Source organism: Microbacterium sp. NPDC058062, from assembly GCF_042885375.1.
Classification (GTDB): domain Bacteria; phylum Actinomycetota; class Actinomycetes; order Actinomycetales; family Microbacteriaceae; genus Microbacterium; species Microbacterium trichothecenolyticum_C.
Genome location: NZ_JBHVSC010000001.1, coordinates 910641 through 926506, shown reverse-complemented (window position 1 = coordinate 926506; position 15866 = coordinate 910641). Strand labels below are relative to the sequence as shown.

Here is a 15866-nt window from a genome sequence, read left to right as displayed (position 1 = left end):
CTGCGGTCGCTGAGCCGGTCGACGCGTCAGCCGCGGAGGACGTTGAACCGCGCGCCGCCGACGGCGAGCACGTGGTAGCGCTCGTGGAGCGCGACCGGCGTGCCGGGCGTCGCGGCGGCGGCAGCGCCGGTGCCGTTCCAGAGCGCGACCGGGCTCCAGTCCGCGAGCGTGCGGACGATCACGAAGCCCGAGCGCTCGTCGGAGGCCTCGACGATCGCGTCCGCCCAGTCCGACGGCGTCGCCGAAGCGAGGCGCGCCTGGATCAGGTGCAGCGCGTGACCGGGGGCGTAGGACGAGCAGGTGTCACCGTGGTCGCACATGCACGCCGCAGCCTCGCGCACCTCGAGGGGCGGGATGTGGCTGTGCGGGCTCGACACGGTGATCTCCTTCTGGTTAACGGATCTTTGCCGGTCCTGCCAGGGTAGAAGGACCGCCTTGCGGCCCGTACGTCGAGTGACACGCGGCGAAACATTGCGGGAACGGCGAACGTCCTCTTCCGAGCCGGGGGCGATCGGATAGGCTGGCCGGACGAAGGAGGAAACCGTGGAGCACGACCGCCGACCCGATCAGGGCGACATCCGCCGGGCCGCAGGGTCTGACGCACACGAGTCCGACCGCGCCGCCGACACGACGCAGACGTTCGGCCACGACTCCGACCTGTCGTTCGTGCCCTTCGGCAGCGAGCTCGGCGAGGCCGAACTCGACGCGATCGACGCCCTTCCGTCCGGCGCCGCCCTGCTGCTCGTCCGTTCCGGACCCACCGCAGGCGCCCGCTACCTGCTCGATGCCGACGTCACGTCCGTGGGGCGGCATCCCGAGGCCGACATCTTCTTCGACGACGTCACCGTCTCGCGTCGCCACGCGGAGATCAACCGCACCGGCACCGACTTCGAGCTCGTCGACCAGCGTTCGCTGAACGGCACCTACGTGAACGGCGAGCGGGTCGACAGGGCCGCGCTCACCAACGGCGCCGAGGTGCGCATCGGCAAGTTCCGCCTCAACTTCTTCGTCTCACCGGCTGACCTCTCCAGGGCGACGGAGGCCTGATGCCCGCGGCTTCCGCCCGTGACAGGGCGTCGTCCGCGGGTCTTCTCAGCATCGGTCAGGTCCTCGCGCGTCTGTCGCCCGAGTTCCCGTCACTGACCTCCAGCAAGCTGCGCTTCCTCGAGGTCCAGGGGATCATCACGCCGTTGCGCACGGAGTCGGGCTATCGCAAGTTCTCGCAGGACGACCTCGAGCGCCTGCGCCTCGCGCTCACCCTGCAGCGCGACCACTACCTGCCGCTGTCGGTCATCCGCGACTACCTCGAAGACGTCGACGCCGGTCGCGATCCTGCGACGCCGACCGCCGTGCCGCCGCCGTCGATCGTGCCCGCGCCGCGACGCTACCGCCGCGACGAGCTGCTGTCGGCCGCCGGCGCCGCGCCCCAGCTGCTCAACGACGCCATCAGCACCGGCATCCTCGCGGGCGCGGAGTCGTACACCGAGCAGTCGGTGACGCTGCTGCGCGCGCTCGTGGCGCTGGACCGCCACGGCATCGAGCCGCGCCACGTCCGCGCCCTGCGGCAGAGCGCCGAACGCGATGTCGCGCTCGTCGAGTCCGCTCTCGCGCCGCTCCTGCGCCGGACGGATGCCTCGTCCCGCGGCCGCGCCGGCGAACTGGCGCCCGAGCTGACCCGGCGCCTCGACGACGTGCGGGCGATCTTCGTGCGGGCGGCGCTCGACCGCATGCTGTCCTGAGTCCGACTTCGTCGCGGGAGCAGTTCGAGGTTTCCGGCCAGCGGATCGTCGAAGTGCGCGACACGCCGACCCCCGAACGCCGGATGTCGTTGCCGCGAGGGGGAGGCTGATCTAGCGTGGAACTATTCGATCCGGAGGGGGGTCCGAGCATGACCGGAGACGTTGCTCCCGGCGAGCCGTTCAGTGCAGAACTCCTCTTCACCGACGGTCTTCCCGCTATGGATGACGAGGTCGGCTACCGCGGCGCCGCTGCGGCCAAGGCCGCCGGCATCACCTACCGCCAGCTCGACTACTGGGCCCGCACCGAGCTCGTGCAGCCGACCGTCCGCGGTGCCAGCGGATCGGGCTCGCAGCGACTGTACGGCTTCCGCGACATCCTCGTGCTGAAGCTCGTCAAGCGCCTGCTCGACACCGGCATCTCGCTGCAGCAGATCCGCACCGCGGTCGACCAGCTTCGGGCTGCCGGCATCCGCGACCTGGCGGGCACGACGCTCATGAGCGACGGGGCATCCGTCTATCTGTGCACGTCGAACGACGAGGTCATCGATCTCGTCAGCCGCGGCCAGGGTGTCTTCGGCATCGCCGTCGGCAAGGTGCTGCGCGAGGTCGAATCGGAGCTCCTCGAATTCGAGGTCGAGAAGCCCGACGCGATGGACGAGCTCGCGGTGCGTCGCGCCGCACGCTCCGCGTAAGGCGCGCCGCACCGCTCCGATCCGGGTCAGCCCAGCGCGGACTCCACCCGCTCCCGCACGCCCGCCGTCGCGGTGAGGGCCTGATCCAGGTCGGCGATGAGGTCGGCCGGATCCTCCAGGCCGATCGAGAGGCGCACGAGCGCGTCCGAGGGCTTCGCGTCGGCGGTGACGGGCCGGTGGGTGAGCGCAGCCGGGTGCTGGATGAGCGAGTCGACGCTGCCGAGCGACACCGCGTGCGTGAAGAGCTGGACGGATGCCGTCAGCGCCGCCGCGGCGTCGAAACCGTCGGCGAGCTCGATCGCGATCATCGCGCCCGGACCCGACTGCTGGGTGCCGATGAGGCCTCGAGGGTCGCTGTCGGCGAACCCGGGGAAGTGCACACGCGCGACCTCCGGGCGTGAGAGCAGCCACTCCGCGACGACGCGCGCGCCCTCCTGCTGGGCGCGCATGCGCACGGGAAGGGTCGCCAGGCCGCGGTGCAGGAGGTATGCCGCGAGGGGATGCATGATCGCGCCGGTGATGGCGCGGGTGCGCCGCAGCGCCGCGGCGAGCCGCGCGTCGCACGCGACGACGCCGCCCACGACGTCGCCGTGGCCGCCGAGGTACTTCGTCGCGCTCTGCAGCGAGAGCGACGCGCCCAGGTCGAGCGGGTGCTGCAGCACGGGGGTCGCGAAGGTGTTGTCGACGAGCACCGGGACGTCGCCGGCGGCCGCGGCCACCCGCCGGATGTCGACGAGCTCGAGCGTCGGGTTCGCCGGGCTCTCGAGCACGACGAGCGCGGTGTCGTCGCGCAGTGCGGCGGCGACATCGTCGGGGGAGCAGAACGTGGTCTCGACGCCGAGCAGGCCCGACGCGAGCAGATGGTCGGTGCCGCCGTACAGCGGACGCACGGCCACGACGTGGCGCTTCTGGGACTCGTGCGTGAGGGCCAGCAGCACGGCGGTGACGGCGGCCATGCCGGACGAGAACGCGACGGCCTCCTCGGCGTGCTCGAGACGCGCCAGAGCCTCCTCGAAGCGCGCGACCGTCGGGTTCCACAGGCGCGCGTAGACGTTCGACCCGCCCTCGAAGGGGTGGCCGCCGGTCGCGAGGACCTCGTACGACATGCCGCCGAGTTCGATCCCCGGCAGGGGATTGGTCGACGAGAGGTCGAGGGGGAGAGCGTGAACGCCCAGGCTCGCGAGATCGTCGCGGCCGGCGTGCACGGCAAGGCTGTCAGGGTGCAGCGTCATCGATGCCATGGCGATATGGTCAGCGAAATCGCGACGAATGGCAAGTCGAGCCCACCCGCACGTGCACAACTAGCGCAATGTGCTCATCCGGTGAGCAAAGTGGTGACTCCCGGATGCTGCGGGGCGCAGCATCCATGAATCAGGAGCGCGAGTCCTCCGGGACCGGGATGCGGCCCGTGCGCATGATGCGGTCGAGCAGCGAGTCGAAGTCCGCGGCGAGCTCCTGGGCGGAGTCGCCGGGCCAGATGTGCAGCGGCTTCGCGGCGCCCTGCGCCTGCTGGAGCGAGGTGCGCTCGGGCAGCTGCGGGCTCAGCACGAGCGGGCCGAACATGTCGCGGAGCTCCTTGATGCGGAACTGGTGCTCGATCGACTGCGGGCGGACCCGGTTGACCACGATGCCCAGCGGCTGCAGGCGGGGGGAGAGGCCGCGGCGGATCTCTTCGATCGCACGCAGGGCGCGGTCGGCGGCGGCCACGGAGAAGAGACCCGGCTCGGTCACGACGATCACCCGGTCGGAGGCCGCCCACGCGGTGCGCGTGAGGGCGTTGAGCGACGGCGCGCAGTCGATGAGCACGAGGTCGTAGTCCGCCTCGATGGTGGCGAGCGCCTCTTCGAGCTTCCAGACGTCGCGGACGCTCGGGTGGGGGCCGTCGAAGTTGATGGCCGACGGGCTGCCGATCATGACGTCGATCGTGCCCGGGTGGACCTTCGCCCAGCCGCTGGAGGTGATGGCCTGACGGACCGTCTTCTCCTTGGGGTTGGCGAGGACATCTGCGACATTCAGGCGGCCGGCCACCTGGATGTCCATGCCCGTCGAGACGTCGGACTGCGGGTCGAGGTCGACGACGAGCGTGCGGACACCGCGGGCGAAAGCCGCCGATGCGAGTCCGAGAGTCACGGTCGTCTTGCCGACGCCACCCTTGAGCGAGCTGACGGATAGGACGTGCACAAGCCACCACGTTACCGTCCCCTAGGCTGAGAGCACACTCAGCCCGTTTTTCGGGCCCCGCCTGCGCCGCCGCACACGGAGGTCTCATGTTCCGCAAGATCCTGGTCGCGAACCGAGGCGAGATCGCCATCCGGGCATTCCGCGCCGCGTATGAGCTGGGGGCGCGCACCGTCGCGGTGTTCCCCTTCGAGGACCGCGGCTCCCTGCACCGCCAGAAGGCCGACGAGTCATACGAGATCGGTGAGAAGGGCCATCCGGTCCGCGCCTACCTCGATGTCGACGAGATCGTCCGCGTCGCGCTCGCAGCCGGTGCCGACGCCATCTACCCGGGCTACGGCTTCCTCTCCGAGAACCCGGAGCTCGCCGAGAAGGCGGCCGCGAACGGCATCGCCTTCATCGGACCGCCCTCGAAGGTGCTCGAGATGGCCGGCAACAAGGTCACCGCGAAGCAGCACGCGGTCGCGGCCGGCGTACCGGTGCTGCGGTCGACGGAGGCATCCGACGACGTCGACGCGCTCCTCGCCCAGGCCGATGACATCGGGTTCCCGATCTTCGTGAAGGCGGTCGCCGGCGGCGGCGGACGAGGGATGCGGCGGGTGGAGCGCAAGGAAGAGCTCGCGCCCGCGCTGGCCGAGGCCATGCGCGAGGCGGGCAGCGCTTTCGGCGACGCCCGGGTCTTCCTCGAGCAGGCGGTCCAGCGGCCTCGTCACGTCGAGGTGCAGATCCTCGCCGACAAGACCGGCGAGACCGTGCACCTGTTCGAGCGCGACTGTTCGGTGCAGCGCCGCCACCAGAAGGTGATCGAGATCGCTCCGGCGCCGAACCTCGACCCCGCCATCCGCGACGCGCTCCACGGCTACGCCGTCGCGTTCGCGCGGTCGATCGGCTACGAGAACGCCGGCACCGTCGAGTTCCTCCTCGAGACCGCCGGCCCCCGCACCGGTGAGGTCGTCTTCATCGAGATGAACCCGCGCATCCAGGTCGAGCACACCGTGACCGAGGAGGTGACGGACGTCGACCTCGTGCAGTCGCAGATGCGCATCGCCGCCGGCCAGACGATCGCCGACCTCGGCCTGACGCAGGACCGCATCCAGCTGCGCGGCGCGGCGCTGCAGTGCCGCATCACGACCGAGGACCCGTCGCAGGGCTTCCGTCCCGACACGGGGCGCATCACCACGTACCGCTCGCCCGGTGGCGCCGGCATCCGTCTCGACGGTGGCACGACCGCTGCCGGCTCGCAGATCAGCCCGCACTTCGACTCGATGCTCGCGAAGCTCACGTGCCGCGGCCGCGACTTCCCGGCTGCCGTCGCGCGCGCCCGTCGCGCCCTGGCCGAGTTCCGCATCCGCGGTGTCGCCACGAACATCCCGTTCCTCCGCGCGGTGCTCGACGACCCCGCCTTCGTCGCGGGCGACGTCAGCACCTCGTTCATCGACGAGCGGCCCGAGCTGCTCACGAGCAACCCGTCGCGCGACCGTGCGACGAAGCTCCTCAACTGGCTCGGCGACGTCACCGTCAACCGCCCGTACGGCGAGAAGCCCGTCTCGGTGTCGCCCGGCAGCAAGCTGCCCGCCATCGACCTCTCGTCGCCGCCGCCCGCCGGCACGCTCGACCGCCTGCGCGAACTCGGCCCCGAGGGCTTCGCCCGGGCGCTGCGCGCACAGAGCGGTCTCGCCGTCACCGAGACGACCTTCCGCGACGCGCACCAGTCGCTGCTCGCCACCCGCGTGCGCACGCGCGACCTCGTCCGCGTCGGCCCGCACGTCGCGCGCATGACGCCGCAGCTGCTGTCGGTCGAGGCCTGGGGCGGCGCGACCTACGACGTCGCGCTGCGCTTCCTCGCCGAGGACCCGTGGGAGCGCCTGGAGGCGCTGCGCGCCGCGATGCCGAACATCCCGATCCAGATGCTGCTGCGCGGCCGCAACACCGTCGGCTACACGCCGCGCCCCGTCGAGGTGACCGACGCCTTCGTGCGCGAGGCGGCCGCCACGGGCGTCGATATCTTCCGCATCTTCGACGCCCTGAACGACGTGTCGCAGATGCGTCCGGCCATCGACGCCGTGCGCGCCACGGGCACCGCGATCGCCGAGGTCGCGCTCTGCTACACATCCGATCTGCTCGACCCGTCCGAGAAGCTGTACACGCTCGACTACTACCTGCGCCTCGCCGAGCAGATCGTCGAGTCGGGCGCGCACATCCTCGCCATCAAGGACATGGCCGGCCTCGTGCGTCCGGCGGCCGCGGCGAAGCTCGTCACGGCGCTGCGCGAGAACTTCGACCTTCCGGTGCACCTGCACACGCACGACACCGCGGGCGGTCAGCTCGCGACACTGCTCGCGGCGAGTGCCGCGGGAGTGGACGCGGTGGATGCTGCAGCCGCCCCGATGTCGGGAACCACGAGCCAGCCGTCGCTCTCTGCGCTGGTCGCCGCGCTCGCCCACACCGACCGCGACACCGGCCTCAGCCTGCAGGCGGTCAGCGACCTCGAGCCGTACTGGGAGGGCGTGCGCCACCTCTACCGTCCGTTTGAGTCCGGCCTCGCGTCGCCGACGGGCCGCGTCTACCACCACGAGATCCCGGGTGGGCAGCTGTCGAACCTACGTCAGCAGGCGATCGCCCTCGGTCTCGCCGACGACTTCGAGCTCATCGAGGACATGTACGCGGCGGCCGACCGCATCCTGGGGCGCATCCCCAAGGTGACGCCGTCGTCGAAGGTCGTCGGAGACCTCGCGCTCGCGCTCGTGGCCGTGCGCGCCGATCCCGCCGATTTCGAGGCGAACCCCCAGAATTACGACATCCCCGACTCGGTGGTGGGCTTCATGGCGGGAGAGCTCGGCGACCTGCCGGGTGGCTGGCCCGAGCCCTTCCGCACGAAGGTGCTCGCGGGCCGCACGATCTCGATCGACATCCCGCCGCTCACGGCCGAGGAGCACGAGGGCCTTTCGGGCGACGCCGCGACGCGTCGTCGCACGCTCAATCGTCTGCTCTTCCCCGGACCCGCGCGCGAGTTCGAGAAGAACCGCGAGACCTACGGCGACCTCGCCACTCTCGGCACCCCCGACTACCTCTACGGCCTCAAGCCGGGGGAGGAGCACGTCGCCGAGATCGACCCGGGCGTGCAGCTCTATGTCGGGCTCGAGGCGATCGGCGAGGCGGATGACAAGGGCATGCGCACCGTCATGACGACCCTCAACGGTCAGCTGCGTCCCGTGTTCGTGCGGGACCGCAGCATCAAGGTCGAGGCGCGCCAGGCGGAGAAGGCCGACACGTCGAAGCCGGGGCAGGTCGCAGCGCCGTTCTCGGGCGTCGTCACCCTCAAGGCGAAGGCGGGCGACACCGTCACGGCCGGCCAGCCGGTCGCGTCGATCGAGGCCATGAAGATGGAGGCGGCGATCACCGCACCCGTCGACGGCGTCGTCGAGCGCCTCGTGATCGCCGAGACCTCGCAGGTCGACGCCGGCGACCTTTTGGTCGTCATCCGTCCGGCGCAGTAACCTGGAGGGCGGCATCCGCCCGAAACGCCGTCTTTTCAGGAGAGCTCCGCAGTGACGCCCGATCGCATCGAACACACGCCCGACGAGCCTGAGAACGGCGTGCTGTCCGACACCGGAAGCATCGACACGACCGGTCTCGGCATCCTGGGTGGTGCGACGGCGCAGGTGAACGTCGAGCTGCCGTCGGAATCCGACGACGACCGCGAGGACGACGGCGTCATCGACGACGAGGTCCCCTTCGTGATCGAGATCCCGGCCGACGCCGATCTTCCGGTCATCGAGCCGGCTCCGGTCGAGGAGTTCCTGACCGAGACCACCGAGGCCGAGATCGTCGAGAACGCCGCCGACCTCGAGGAGTGGACCGTGGAGGGCGAGGGCTTCGCCCCGGCGCCCGCCGTCGAGGACATCGCGGACGCCGAGATCGTCGAGGTGATCGAAGCCGAGTTCGACGTCGAGGACGCCGACGTGGTCGACGAGGCCGAGCCTGAGCCGGTGGCCGAGCCTGACCCGGTGGCAGAGGAACCGACGGCCGACGCCGAGGAGCTCGAGCCGGCCTCCGAGGAGCTCGTCTCCAAGGAGCCTGTCATCGAGGAGCCCGAGCCCGTCGCCGACGAGTCCGAGTCCGAGGCCGACGCCGACGAGCCTGCGGCCGTCGCCGACGAGCCTGCGGCCGTCGCCGAAGAGCCCGAGTCCGCCGCCGAAGAGCTCGTGGCCGTCGCTGACGAGCCCGTGGCCGTCGCCGACGAGCCCGTAGCGGCCGAGCCCGCACCCGCGGAGCCGGCCGTCGACGACTTCGAGATCGCCGACTTCGACGCCGTCGACTTCGAGGACGCGGACTTCGACGGCGAGTTCGATCCTGCCGAGTTCGACCTCGAGCTCGCCGACGACGGCGTGGAGGCCGCCCTGGCGGAGAACGCCGCAACGGGAGACGATGTCATCAGGGCCGACGACCCCGTGGAGGAGCCCATGAGCGCCAAGACCCCGGCCGACGACGACAAGGCAGCCGCGACGCCGGCGCCGGCAGCGCCCAAGCCGGCGCCCGCCCGGCCATCGGTGCCTGCGGCGGCCGCCGCCGCGAAGACGGCCACCGGTCCGGCGCCCGCCACCCGCCGTGAGGCCAACCACACCGGCGCCCAGCCGGTCGTGGAGCGCACGGCCGTCGAACGCGCGGGCTTCCCGCGCGGCGACGTCGCCCTGACCTCGAAGCGCCTCGGCGAATTCGAGGCCGGCCGCGAGACCGCTGACCTGCTCACCGCCGATCGGCTGCTCGATCCGCACCAGGTGATCCGTCCCGAGCCCGAGGGCGCGTGGCAGCACTTCGTGTACTCGATCTCGGGGAAGCGCATCAACCTGGGCGACAGCAAGCGTGCGAAGGCCCGAAAGGACCTCGACCGCCGCATCGCCGCCCCGCTCACCGGCGGCGCCCGGTTCGTCCCGGTGCTGTCGCGCAAGGGCGGCGTCGGCAAGACGACCGTGACCACGCTGCTGGGCCAGGCGCTGGCCGACGCCCGCGACGACCGCGTGATCGCCATCGACGCGAACCCCGACCGTGGCACGCTCGCCGAGCGCATCACCCGTGACAGCGGCAAGACCGTGCGCGATCTCGTGCGCATGAGCCCCGAGGTCGTCGGCTTCAACGACCTGTCGGGCATCGTCGCGCGCGACGAGACGCGCCTCGACGTCGTCGCGTCCGACACCGACCCGCGTGTGTCGGAGGCGTTCAACGACGCCGACTACCGGGATGTCGCGGCCCTCGCGGCCCACTACTACTCGGTGGTGCTCACCGACACCGGGACCGGCATCGTCCACTCGGTGATGGGCGCCACACTCGACCTCGCCGACCAGATAGTGATCGTCGCCGGCCTGAGCGTAGACGAGGCCCGTCTCGCCTCCGAGACGCTGACGTGGCTCGAGACCAACGGCTACGCCGACAAGGTGCGCAGCGCCGTGGTCGTGCTGAACAACGCGCGGCCGGGGCATCCGCTGGTCCAGCTCGACGAGCTGGAATCGCACTTCCGCACCCGCGTGCGCGCGGTCGTGCGCGTGCCGTACGACCCGCACATCGCGGCGGGCAGCGCCATCGTGTTCCGCGAGCTGCAGCCCGCGACGCGCGAGGCCGCCCGTCAGCTCGCCGCGACCGTGGTCGAGGGCCTCCGTTCGCTCGCATCGGCGGCCTGAGGCATCCGATGGCAGTCCGTCCCATCCGTGTCTTCGGCGACCCCGTCCTGAAATCCGTCAGCACCCCTATCGGTGAGATCGACGACGGCGTGCGCGCCCTCGTCCGCGACCTCGTGGACACCGTCGAGCTGCCCGGCCGCGCCGGCGTGGCCGCGCCGCAGATCGGCGTCGGCCTGCGCGCCTTCAGCTACAACATCGACGGCGACATCGGCTACGTCCTCAACCCGGTGCTGGTCGAGGTGTCCGGAGAGCCCGAGGCCATCGGCGAGGGCTGCCTGTCGGTGCCCGGCCTCTGGCATGACGCCGTCCGCTACCCGTGGGCGAAGGTCGTCGGCATCGACCTCGACGGCAACGAGATCGTGCTCGAGGGCGAAGGCCTCCTCGCGCAGGCGCTCCAGCACGAGACCGATCACCTCGACGGCACGCTGTACCTCGATCGGCTCACGAAGGAGCAGCGTCGCGTCGCGATGCGCGAGATCCGCGAGTCCGACTGGTTCTGAGACACGAAAGAGGAGCGGATGCCGGGGTCCCCGGCATCCGCTCCTCTTCTGTGTCTGAGCTCAGCTGAGCGAGACGTTGGTGGTGTTCACCGGCACCGAGTAGAGCTCTTCGACGTCGGACGCGAAGTCCTCGAGGATCACGTTGCGCTTGATGCTCATCTTCGGCGTGAGGTGTCCGCTGCCTTCCGTCCATTCGGTGGGAAGGATCACGAACTTGCGGATCGACTCGGCGCGCGACACGTTCTTGTTCGCGATGTCGATCGCCCGCTGGACCTCGGCACGCACGGCGTCGTTCTTCGCAGCGTCGGCGAGTGACATGTCGGCCGGAAGGCTGTTGTTCGACAGCCACGCCGGCAGCATCTCGGGGTCGAGCGTGACCAACGCAGCGATGAAGGGCTTCTGGTCGCCGACGACGACGACCTGCCCGACGATCGGGTTGGCGCGGATGGGATCCTCCAGCGCGGCCGGCGCGACGTTCTTGCCACCCGCGGTGACGAGGATCTCCTTCTTGCGACCGGTGATCGTGAGGAAGCCCTCGTCATCGAACGCGCCGATGTCGCCGGTCTTGAACCAGTCGCCGTCGAACGTGGCGGCCGTCGCCTCGGGATTGCGCCAGTACTCCTTGAACACGTTGATGCCGCGCACCTGGATCTCGCCGTCCTCGGCGAGACGGACACCCACGCCCGGGATCACGGGCCCGACGGTGCCGATCTTGGACTTGCGCGCCTGGTTGACCGTCGCGGGTGCCGTGGTCTCGGTGAGCCCGTAGCCCTCGAGGATGTTGACCCCGAGGCTGTGGAAGAAGTGGCCGAGTCGCGGGCCGAGCGGTGCCGAGCCCGAGACCGCATAGGCGACGCGTCCGCCCATCGCGGTGCGCAGCTTCGAATAGACCAGCCGGTCGAAGAGCGCGAACTTGATCTTCGTGCCGAGCGGGATCTTCTTGCCCTCCTGCTGGAGGCGGGAGTGCTCGATCGCGGTGTGGGCGGCGGCGCGGAAGATCTTGCCCTTGCCACCGGCCTCGGCCTTCTGCTCGGCCGAGTTGTAGACCTTCTCGAACACGCGCGGCACGGCCAGGAGGAACGTCGGCTTGAACGAGCCGAGGGCGGGCAGCAGCTGCTTCGTGTCGGGCTGGTGGCCTGTCTTCACGCCCGCCTGGATGTCGAGGATCGAGATGAACCGCGCGAACACGTGGGCCGTCGTGATGAACAGCAGCGTCGAGGCGCCCGGCGTCTCGAAGACCTCGCGGTTGGAGCGGGCGGCGTTGCGCGTGAGCTCGACGAAGTTGCTGTGGGTCAGCACGCAGCCCTTGGGACGCCCGGTAGAGCCGGACGTGTAGATGAGGGTGGCGATGTCGGCGCCGTTGGCGAGATTGCGGCGCCGCTCGATCTCGTCGTCCGAGACCCCGGCTCCCTCGGTGACGAGCTTGTCGAGGTCGCCGCTGTGCATCTCCCACGCGGAGCGGATGAGCGGCAGCTCGGCACGGGCCTCGGCGAAGCGGGCGGTGTGGTCGGGAAGCTCGGTGATGATCGCCACGGCGCCCGAGTCGGTGAGGTTCCACGCGATCTGCGCGCTCGAGCTGGTCTCGTAGATCGGCACCATGACCGCGCCGGCATAGAACAGCGCGAAGTCGACGAGCGTCCACTCATAGGTGGTACGGGCGATGAAGCCCACCTTGTCGCCGGGCTCGATGCCGCCGGCGACGAAGCCCTTGGCCAGTGCGATGACCTGCTTCTGGAACTCGGCAGCGGTGATGTCGCGCCAGCCGTCGCCCTCGGGCACGGCGAACAGCGCGAGGTTCGGCGTCGCCTTGACGCGCTCGACCAGGAGGTCGGTGATGTTCGCCTGCGGGTCGGCAGGGACGATAGCGGGGACTTCGAATTGAACCACGGCAGCTCCTTCGGTACCGGACGACTTAATCTCGGGTGGATCTCATCCGAGTCTAATCAGGTGTCACATCGGACTCAGCGGGGGATGTGGAGAGCACTGCCTGGATAGACTTCAAGGCGCTGTCGCGCGTGCGGCGGATGGAGAGGGAGAACGTGCTCAAGGTCGGCATCGACATCGGCGGAACCAAGATCGCGGGCGGGGTCGTCGACTCCGACGGCACCATCGTCGAACAGCTCCGCGTCGACACCCCCACCGACACCGCCGCGCTCGCCCAGGCCGTGGTCGACATGGCCCGCTACTTCCGCGGCGCGCACGAGGTCGCCGCCGTGGGTGTCGCGGCGGCCGGCTTCATCGATCGCGACCGGGCGACCGTCATCCACGCCCCCAACATCGCGTGGCACAACGAGCCACTCAAGGCGACCCTCGAAGCGGGCATCGGCCTGCCGGTCACCATCGAGAACGACGCGAACGCCGCCGGGTGGGCCGAGTTCCGCTTCGGCGCCGGCCGCGGCGTCGAGCACATGGTGATGCTCACGATGGGCACCGGCGTCGGCGGCGCCATCGTCCTCGACGGCGAGCTCTTCCGCGGCGGTCACGGCGTCGCCGCCGAGCTCGGCCACATCCGCTTCATCCGCGACGGCATCCTGTGCGGCTGCGGTCAGCACGGATGCCTCGAGCAGTATGCGTCCGGCCGCGCCCTGCAGCGCGAGGCCAACGACATCGCCGACGGCGGCGGCATCGGCGCCGCGCTGGCGGCCCACCGCGCCGAGAACGGCAAGATCAGTGGACCGGCGGTGTCGCGCCTCGTGCTCGCGGGCGACCCCGGTGCCGCCGAGGCGCTGCGTCGCGTCGCGACCGCGCTCGGCGAGGCGTGCGGCGGGTTCCAGGCGGTGCTCGACCCCGAGCTCTTCGTCATCGGCGGCGGGGTCGCCCAGCTCGGCGACGCCCTCCTCGAGCCGATGCGCGTCGCGTACGAGAAGTCGCTGCCGGGTTACGGCGACCGCCCGATCGCGACCTTCAAGATCGCGAAGCTCGTCAACGACGCGGGCCTGATCGGAGCGGCCGATCTCGCGGGGACAGAGGCGTAGCGCGATGTTCTACTGGCTGATGAAATACGTGGTCATCGGACCGATCGTCAAGGCGATCTGGCGCCCGTGGATCGTCGGCCGTCGCAACGTCCCCGCCGAGGGCGCCGCGATCCTCGCGAGCAACCACCTCTCGTTCGTGGACTCGATCTTCCTGCCGCTCATGCTCGACCGGCCGGTCGCGTTCCTCGCCAAGAGCGACTACTTCACCGGCAAGGGTCTCAAGGGCTGGGCGACCCGCATGTTCTTCAAGGGCACGGGTCAGCTCCCCATCGACCGTTCGGGCGGCAAGGCGTCCGAGGCATCCCTCAACACGGGACTGCAGGTGCTGGGTCGGGGCGACCTCCTCGGCATCTACCCCGAGGGCACCCGCAGCCCCGACGGCAAGCTCTACCGCGGCCGCACCGGCATCGCGCGCATGGCGCTCGAAGCGCACGTGCCGGTGGTGCCCGTGGTCATGGTCGACACCGACACGATGATGCCGATCGGCACCACGGTGCCTCGGATCGTGCGGGTCGGCATCGTCGTGGGCGAGCCCCTCGACTTCTCGCGCTTCGAGGGCATGGAGGGCGACCGCTACATCCTGCGCTCGATCACCGACGAGATCATGGTCGCGCTGCAGCGGCTGGGGGAGCAGGAGTACGACGACGTGTACGCGTCGACCGTCAAGGACCGGCTCAAGACGAAGACCCGCTGAACGCGGAGTGGCCGGTCGTCACGCGGCGCCGGTGCCCCGCGTCCCGCGGCTAGAATCGGGGGATGCTCCAGCACCTCGACGCACTCGACCATTGGCGGACCCTGCCCATCAAGCAGCAGCCGCAGTGGTATGACGCGGACGCGGTGGCGGAGGCATCCGCCGAACTGGCGACCCTGCCGCCGCTCGTCTTCGCCGGTGAGGTCGACAACCTCCGCGACCGCCTCGCGCGTGCCGCGTCGGGCAACGCGTTCCTGCTCCAGGGCGGCGACTGCGCCGAGACCTTCGCCGGCGCCACCGCCGAGCAGATCCGCAACCGCATCAAGACGGTCCTGCAGATGGCCGTCGTGCTCACGTACGGCGCCTCGATGCCCGTCGTCAAGATGGGCCGCATGGCGGGTCAGTTCGCCAAGCCCCGTTCGAGCGACACCGAGACCCGTGGCGACGTCACCCTGCCGGCCTACCGCGGCGACATCGTCAACGGCTACGACTTCACCGAGGCGTCGCGCAAGGCGGACCCGAACCGGCTGCTCAAGGGCTACCACACGGCCGCGTCGACCATCAATCTCATCCGCGCGTTCACACAGGGCGGCTTCGCCGACCTCCGCGAGGTGCACTCCTGGAACAAGGGCTTCGCGCAGAACCCCGCCAACCAGCAGTACGAGCGCCTCGCGACCGAGATCGACCGCGCCATCAAGTTCATGGAGGCCGCCGGCGCCGACTTCGACGAGCTGAAGCGCGTCGAGTTCTACACCGGTCACGAGGGCCTGCTCATGGACTACGAGCGGCCCATGACGCGCATCGACTCGCGCACGAACACGCCGTACAACACGTCGGCGCACTTCCTGTGGATCGGCGAGCGCACCCGCGAACTCGACGGCGCGCACGTCGACTACTTCTCGAAGATCCGCAACCCCATCGGCGTGAAGCTCGGCCCGACCACGTCGCCCGACACGGCGCTCGCGCTCATCGACAAGCTCGACCCGAACCGCGAGCCCGGCCGCCTCACGTTCATCACGCGCATGGGCGCCGGCAAGATCCGCGACGCGCTGCCGCCGCTGCTCGAGGCCGTGAAGGACTCGGGCGCGACCCCGCTGTGGGTGACCGACCCGATGCACGGCAACGGCATCACGACCCCGACCGGCTACAAGACGCGTCGCTTCGACGACGTCGTCGACGAAGTCCGCGGCTTCTTCGAGGCGCACCGCTCGGTCGGCACGTTCCCCGGCGGCATCCACGTCGAGCTCACCGGTGACGACGTCACCGAGTGCCTCGGCGGCTCCGAGCAGATCGACGAGGCCACCCTCGCGACCCGCTACGAGTCGCTGTGCGACCCGCGCCTGAACCACATGCAGTCGCTCGAGCTCGCCTTCCTCGTCGCCGAGGAGCTCGAGAAGCGCTGACCTCTCGCGCCCC

13 protein-coding genes are annotated in these 15866 nt (G+C 70.3%); 9 read left to right on the top strand and 4 right to left on the bottom strand.

Annotation, left to right across the window (positions count from 1 at the left end; translation table 11 throughout):
• Positions 1–26 precede the first annotated feature (26 nt).
• Positions 27–377, bottom strand: coding sequence for a hypothetical protein (locus ACFVSU_RS04205; RefSeq protein ID WP_387138411.1), 351 nt, complete (start codon positions 375–377; stop codon positions 27–29).
• A 166-nt stretch (positions 378–543) separates the two neighbouring features.
• Here ACFVSU_RS04205 and ACFVSU_RS04200 point away from each other — a divergent pair, with 166 nt between their 5' ends.
• The 3 genes from ACFVSU_RS04200 to ACFVSU_RS04190 all read left to right on the top strand — a co-directional run bounded on the left by ACFVSU_RS04200 (position 544) and on the right by ACFVSU_RS04190 (position 2431).
• Entirely contained in the window at positions 544–1047 is a 504-nt protein-coding gene (locus tag ACFVSU_RS04200) for an FHA domain-containing protein (protein WP_387138408.1), read from the top strand.
• Positions 1047–1739, top strand: coding sequence for a MerR family transcriptional regulator (locus tag ACFVSU_RS04195; protein ID WP_310249566.1), 693 nt, complete (start codon positions 1047–1049; stop codon positions 1737–1739). Before ACFVSU_RS04200 ends, ACFVSU_RS04195 begins: the two co-directional genes overlap by 1 nt.
• Positions 1740–1888: 149 nt before the next feature.
• Positions 1889–2431 carry a MerR family transcriptional regulator gene (locus ACFVSU_RS04190; RefSeq protein WP_310290266.1) on the top strand — a complete coding sequence of 181 codons (543 nt, stop codon included), beginning with the start codon at positions 1889–1891 and terminating at the stop codon, positions 2429–2431.
• A 26-nt stretch (positions 2432–2457) separates the two neighbouring features.
• Here ACFVSU_RS04190 and ACFVSU_RS04185 read toward each other — a convergent pair whose 3' ends face one another.
• Together ACFVSU_RS04185 and ACFVSU_RS04180 are read right to left on the bottom strand one after the other, a co-directional pair.
• A complete protein-coding gene (locus ACFVSU_RS04185) occupies positions 2458–3672 on the bottom strand; it encodes a trans-sulfuration enzyme family protein (RefSeq protein ID WP_387138403.1) in 1215 nt (404 codons plus the stop codon).
• Between the two features lie 130 nt (positions 3673–3802).
• The gene (locus ACFVSU_RS04180; RefSeq protein ID WP_310290271.1) at positions 3803–4612 is read right to left on the bottom strand and encodes a ParA family protein; all 810 of its coding nucleotides are present in this window, start codon (positions 4610–4612) and stop codon (positions 3803–3805) included.
• Positions 4613–4698: 86 nt separating this feature from the next.
• Here ACFVSU_RS04180 and ACFVSU_RS04175 point away from each other — a divergent pair, with 86 nt between their 5' ends.
• The 3 genes from ACFVSU_RS04175 to def are packed head-to-tail and all read left to right on the top strand — an operon-like array spanning position 4699 to position 10784.
• The gene (locus ACFVSU_RS04175; RefSeq protein WP_387138398.1) at positions 4699–8106 is read left to right on the top strand and encodes a pyruvate carboxylase; all 3408 of its coding nucleotides are present in this window, start codon (positions 4699–4701) and stop codon (positions 8104–8106) included.
• A 51-nt stretch (positions 8107–8157) separates the two neighbouring features.
• On the top strand, positions 8158–10284 hold the full coding sequence (locus ACFVSU_RS04170) for an AAA family ATPase (RefSeq protein WP_387138394.1): 2127 nt from the start codon (positions 8158–8160) through the stop codon (positions 10282–10284).
• An 8-nt stretch (positions 10285–10292) separates the two neighbouring features.
• Positions 10293–10784: a peptide deformylase gene (def, locus tag ACFVSU_RS04165; protein WP_387138391.1), complete on the top strand. Its 492-nt coding sequence runs from the start codon at positions 10293–10295 to the stop codon at positions 10782–10784.
• Between the two features lie 60 nt (positions 10785–10844).
• Here def and ACFVSU_RS04160 read toward each other — a convergent pair whose 3' ends face one another.
• Positions 10845–12671 (bottom strand): AMP-dependent synthetase/ligase, encoded by a 1827-nt coding sequence (locus ACFVSU_RS04160; RefSeq protein ID WP_387138388.1) that lies wholly within the window; start codon positions 12669–12671, stop codon positions 10845–10847.
• 152 nt (positions 12672–12823) lie between these two features.
• Between ACFVSU_RS04160 and ACFVSU_RS04155 the strand changes: the two genes are divergently transcribed.
• The 3 genes from ACFVSU_RS04155 (at position 12824) to ACFVSU_RS04145 (ending at position 15853) form a co-directional block, all read left to right on the top strand.
• On the top strand, positions 12824–13759 hold the full coding sequence (locus ACFVSU_RS04155; RefSeq protein WP_387138728.1) for an ROK family glucokinase: 936 nt from the start codon (positions 12824–12826) through the stop codon (positions 13757–13759).
• A 4-nt stretch (positions 13760–13763) separates the two neighbouring features.
• Complete coding sequence (locus ACFVSU_RS04150) at positions 13764–14453, top strand: lysophospholipid acyltransferase family protein (RefSeq protein ID WP_310249578.1); 690 nt, start codon at positions 13764–13766, stop codon at positions 14451–14453.
• 62 nt (positions 14454–14515) lie between these two features.
• On the top strand, positions 14516–15853 hold the full coding sequence (locus ACFVSU_RS04145; protein ID WP_387138384.1) for a class II 3-deoxy-7-phosphoheptulonate synthase: 1338 nt from the start codon (positions 14516–14518) through the stop codon (positions 15851–15853).
• Positions 15854–15866 lie beyond the last annotated feature (13 nt).

Coding starts and splice junctions, on each gene's coding strand:
- ACFVSU_RS04195 (WP_310249566.1), top strand. CDS start 1,047: ATGCCCGCGGCTTCCGCCCGTGACAGGGCGTCGTCCGCGGGTCTTCTC.
- ACFVSU_RS04190 (WP_310290266.1), top strand. CDS start 1,889: ATGACCGGAGACGTTGCTCCCGGCGAGCCGTTCAGTGCAGAACTCCTC.
- ACFVSU_RS04185 (WP_387138403.1), bottom strand. CDS start 3,672: ATGGCATCGATGACGCTGCACCCTGACAGCCTTGCCGTGCACGCCGGC.
- ACFVSU_RS04175 (WP_387138398.1), top strand. CDS start 4,699: ATGTTCCGCAAGATCCTGGTCGCGAACCGAGGCGAGATCGCCATCCGG.
- def (WP_387138391.1), top strand. CDS start 10,293: ATGGCAGTCCGTCCCATCCGTGTCTTCGGCGACCCCGTCCTGAAATCC.
- ACFVSU_RS04150 (WP_310249578.1), top strand. CDS start 13,764: ATGTTCTACTGGCTGATGAAATACGTGGTCATCGGACCGATCGTCAAG.
- ACFVSU_RS04145 (WP_387138384.1), top strand. CDS start 14,516: ATGCTCCAGCACCTCGACGCACTCGACCATTGGCGGACCCTGCCCATC.